The organism is Finegoldia sp. (assembly GCF_046991905.1).
Taxonomy (GTDB): domain Bacteria; phylum Bacillota; class Clostridia; order Tissierellales; family Peptoniphilaceae; genus Finegoldia.
In genome coordinates this window covers 31927-36054 of record NZ_JBKWZF010000022.1, presented here as the reverse complement: position 1 = coordinate 36054, position 4128 = coordinate 31927, and the positions used below count along the sequence as shown (strand labels likewise).

The 4128-nt window shown below is 30.6% G+C and carries 7 protein-coding genes; 2 read left to right on the top strand and 5 right to left on the bottom strand.

Annotation, left to right across the window (positions count from 1 at the left end; genetic code table 11):
• Positions 1-11: 11 nt before the first annotated feature.
• Together ACLUJM_RS08990 and ACLUJM_RS08985 are read right to left on the bottom strand one after the other, a co-directional pair.
• On the bottom strand, positions 12-548 hold the full coding sequence (locus ACLUJM_RS08990) for a siphovirus Gp157 family protein (RefSeq protein ID WP_412412682.1): 537 nt from the start codon (positions 546-548) through the stop codon (positions 12-14).
• Between the two features lie 143 nt (positions 549-691).
• Positions 692-1363: a hypothetical protein gene (locus tag ACLUJM_RS08985; RefSeq protein ID WP_412412681.1), complete on the bottom strand. Its 672-nt coding sequence runs from the start codon at positions 1361-1363 to the stop codon at positions 692-694.
• Positions 1364-1614: 251 nt separating this feature from the next.
• Here ACLUJM_RS08985 and ACLUJM_RS08980 point away from each other — a divergent pair, with 251 nt between their 5' ends.
• Together ACLUJM_RS08980 and ACLUJM_RS08975 are read left to right on the top strand one after the other, a co-directional pair.
• On the top strand, positions 1615-2049 hold the full coding sequence (locus ACLUJM_RS08980) for a hypothetical protein (RefSeq protein ID WP_412412680.1): 435 nt from the start codon (positions 1615-1617) through the stop codon (positions 2047-2049).
• Between the two features lie 15 nt (positions 2050-2064).
• Positions 2065-2478: a hypothetical protein gene (locus ACLUJM_RS08975; RefSeq protein WP_412412679.1), complete on the top strand. Its 414-nt coding sequence runs from the start codon at positions 2065-2067 to the stop codon at positions 2476-2478.
• 135 nt (positions 2479-2613) lie between these two features.
• On the opposite strand, the gene ACLUJM_RS08970 is transcribed toward ACLUJM_RS08975, so the two are convergent.
• The 3 genes from ACLUJM_RS08970 to ACLUJM_RS08960 are packed head-to-tail and all read right to left on the bottom strand — an operon-like array spanning position 2614 to position 3839.
• A complete protein-coding gene (locus ACLUJM_RS08970; protein WP_412412678.1) occupies positions 2614-3177 on the bottom strand; it encodes a hypothetical protein in 564 nt (187 codons plus the stop codon).
• A gap of 15 nt (positions 3178-3192) precedes the next feature.
• Positions 3193-3621 (bottom strand): hypothetical protein, encoded by a 429-nt coding sequence (locus tag ACLUJM_RS08965; RefSeq protein ID WP_412412677.1) that lies wholly within the window; start codon positions 3619-3621, stop codon positions 3193-3195.
• The gene (locus tag ACLUJM_RS08960) at positions 3621-3839 is read right to left on the bottom strand and encodes a hypothetical protein (protein ID WP_412412676.1); all 219 of its coding nucleotides are present in this window, start codon (positions 3837-3839) and stop codon (positions 3621-3623) included. The genes ACLUJM_RS08965 and ACLUJM_RS08960 overlap by 1 nt, the downstream gene beginning before the upstream one ends.
• Positions 3840-4128: the final 289 nt, after the last annotated feature.

Below are 4128 nucleotides of genomic sequence, written 5' to 3'. Positions count from 1 at the left end.
CCCCTAAAATGTTATCTAATTCTTAATGATTCACTATATTCTAATTTAACCCCGTCAATTATTAATCCTTGATTAGCAATATCGTCATATAACTTTTGTTTGTCAGGCTTAGGTGGTTGAGGAACTAGATATTCTTCTGTTAACTTAGTTTCATCCTCAATAACAACCTTGCCTTTTCCTTTAGCTAGTGTAAATGTATATAACGCTGTTTTAAGCTTTTTCTTGTCACAAAGATTAAACAATGTTGATAAAGCCGATTTCAAAAAGTTTATAGAATTATTAAAGCTATCTTTTCTTGCTTTAAGCCTTTTAATTTCTTCATCAATCTCTTTGACATTGTTTTCTAAATGTTTTATATAACCAGCTGTATTATTCGCTTTTTCTTCTAGCGATTCGGTAGAGTCTCTAAACTTTTCAAGCAATAATTCACGCTCTAATTTAATCCTGTGTTCATCCATTTCTGTTTCAGGAACCATTTGATTAAGCTCTGCTAATCTCTCAATAATTTGGTTAAGTTGAACGTTTTGTTCGTATAATGTGTTTTCCATAAATTTTTCTCCTTTATCTTTGTTATGTATGTAAAATATCGACAAGAAACATGCAGACGAATTATTTGCTATGCTATACTGTGTACCTACTTATGAATAAAACAATGCCCCACAATATTGTAGTGGGGCATTGTTCATTCAAATTATAGTTGATATTCTGTTTGCAATATTGATAGCCAACTTTTGACTTCTTCATTTGTTTTGCAATTGATATGTCCAATCGGTTCATTATCTTTCAAAATTGTTATTTGATTTTTTATATCAAGCCTTGATGATGGGGAAACAATAACCGTACAATCTTTATTTTTAGTAGTTATTGGATCTAACAAAGGCTCTAAATCTACATTATATGCCCAATCCGACATCATACGATTATAAATAAATTTAGTTATTAGGTCGATATTAACAATTTTCGTTATTAGTATATTTTTACTCTCGAAAAAGCCATTATTTATAAAATCTTGATTAACAAGATTTGATATCATATCCTCAATTCGTTTAACAGGGTCTATTCTTATATAATTTTTGTAGTTATTAAAAAATTCTACCTTAATTATAGTATCGAGCGAAAGTTTCTTATTATCAAAACGCTCTAATAAATCTTTTTTTAGAGTTCCACAATTATTAACTAAACTATTGATATTTGTACTATTAGTTGAACCGTATGGGGCAGATTGGCTCGTTCTAATCGTGTCAGAAAATACATCAGTTATTTTTTCTATCTCGTATTGAACAATATGTTTAGGCGAAAACCAGTCTCCATTCATCAAAATGTTTTTCCCTACAAGTTCTTGTTTTGATTTTACTGTTATCATAAATTTCTCTCCTTTTATCTTTTCTATGCATGTAATATATCGACAACTCACAATGGAATTATTTATTTGTGATACTACAGGATGTACCAATACTCATATTTATTTTCTCAAATTATAACAACAAAACAACAAGATAATTTTAAAAGATAAAATCATCACGATTAAACAAAAATCTATTAACGACTTATTTAATAATTTCCTAATGTTTTGTGATAAAATAATGATAAACATATAATAGAGGAGTTTGTATTATGGATTTAGAAATTAGGAAGTTAGAAATTTGGAAAGCACGAGAAGCATTAAGTTCTGGAATGGCACTAGAAGAAATCGCAGAAAAAACAGGATTAGACTATGAATTAATTGTAGGGCTTCGAATGGGGTATATGGAATTCGAAAATCTTAGAATATCGCAGGTTATGAAACTTATTGAGCTAGGCGAAAACGAGTGTATAAAAGAAGACTATAGAGAAATGATGGGGTATATAGGTATTGGCTCTTTTAATGAAAACAGCGACTACGTTGCGATTGTGAGAGATTATGAGTTATATGGCTACCAACCAATCATTTCGTATTATCTACAATCTGAATTCGGGCAAATCAATCAAAAGTGTGAAGTTATAAAAGTAGAAGATGCTTTGAAAGAAATGGAAAAGTACTGCTATGTTGAACCAGAAGATGAGTTTTAGATTGTAGGTGGGAAAATGAGTTCAAAATCAATTGATATAGAAAAAATAAAATTATTGTTAGAAAACGAAGCGTTCACATCTGAACTAATCGAACAAAGCACAGGAGTTAACAAAGGAATGATTGATAGTTTAAGAGCAGGGGAGATAAATGTCGAAGACTTAGACCTCCAAACGGCCTTCATACTATCAAGATTGTGCGATGGCATAAATATTTCATATGATTATGAAAATCTTTTGGAAGAATTTAGAGCAGACTTATACGAGTTTAGTCCTAAGCTTGTAGCCATAGTTAGAGAAGATAGGGGAGTGTATAAGCCCATAATAGACTATTATCTGCCACAATCTTTTAATAAAATTAATGAACCTTGCGAAATTGTTTATGCAAAAGATGTTTTGAGAGAAATGGAAGAAATGAACAAGTTAATATAAGCCAGAAAAAGCAGGTGCTATGTACCTGCTTTTTCTGGCTTATAAAAAGAGAACAGGGGAAACCATGTCCTCAAATTCTAATACCAACATGTATAATAAACATCTTCATCTAATGTTATATAAAGAATAAAAAACTTAACCTAATTCTTGCTCAAGTCTTAGTCTGAATCTTTCCATCTGCCTTGTGCTATACATAGGGTTAGTATAAAAACCTACATCAAGTCCTTCTTCAAGACCTAATCTAATTTGTTCCATTTGCCCTGAGTTAAAGTCTTTAGTTGCATATATAGAAACATCGACTTTATTTATAATACCTTCTCTAATTTGATACATTTGAATTTGATTGAATTCTGGATTTGCATATAAATCGACATTAATATCATGCTCTAAACCCCACCTAATCTGCTTCATTTGCCAATGGTTAAACATAGGATTAGTATATATAGTTATGTCAACTTCAGACTCCATACCTAATCTGATTTCTCTCATTTGTTGCCACTCATATTTGAAATTAGAATATACTTTTACATCAAGCCCTTTTTCTAGCCCAACTCTAATCTGTCTCATCTGCCACCAATCAAACTTTTGATTATCATAAAGACTGATATCAACGCCATTTTTAATACCTTTTCTAATTTCATAAATTTGTAAATCGTCTAGCTCTTTTAACCTGTCTTCCGATAAATAAAATCCACACATAAACTATCTCCTTATTTAATATTTATCTTTCATGCAATCCAAGATCTCTATACTATAAAAATCACAAACAGTTAACAAAACATCAATAATACCTGATGCAACAAGTTTTTTATAATTTTGAACACCTACAATAAAATTAATAAGCTTCGCTATTTGTTCTATAATGATTAGCTTATTTTCACAAGGTTTTTTAGAAACTTTCCTGAACTCTCGCAGAATCGTATATATTTTATCCAAATCAACTCTAGAATCAAGCTCATTTCCTACAACGAGGGTTATATACACATTGCATATACTGTCTTTTATAATTTCAACATCATCTAAGCATACGCCTTTTAACAAATCTGATAACTTCTCAATAGTTGCAAGAATGTTATTAGAGATCGTTACATCTAGACCAAGACCTTGCGTGACATTTAATATATTTTTGTTTAATTCTTCCATTATTCCTCCAAAACCTTTGTTATAGCTTGAAGAGGACTTCTAGCTTTAACCAGGCTTATTATTTCTTTTCCTTTTTTTCTAACCGCATAAAGCTCTGATTCCAAATAGCAATACTCATATTCCATATATTTTCTGTCAAGTTCGTATGGCTCTGGAACGCTATGATATGTGCTTTCTTTTATTTCTTTGTACGCATCATGTATTTCCGATAATTCCATAATTACATCTCCTTTTATCATAATGTGCCAGAAAAGGGCTAAGTCTTTAGCTTAGCTCATGAATGGCACCTATCCTTGGTGCTTAATATATTTTTGTATTGTTGTATAATTTGCACTTACGCAATTTTTTCTCTTATACATAATACACTACCTCTCGCTGATATTCTCTTTAAATTTTTTAGCTTAGGTGTCTTGTAACCTCTCGGCATATTAGAAAAATCTATCGTTTTATTGAATATATCCATTAAAACAGCATATCCAGATGACATTCTTCCTTTAATGAAATATG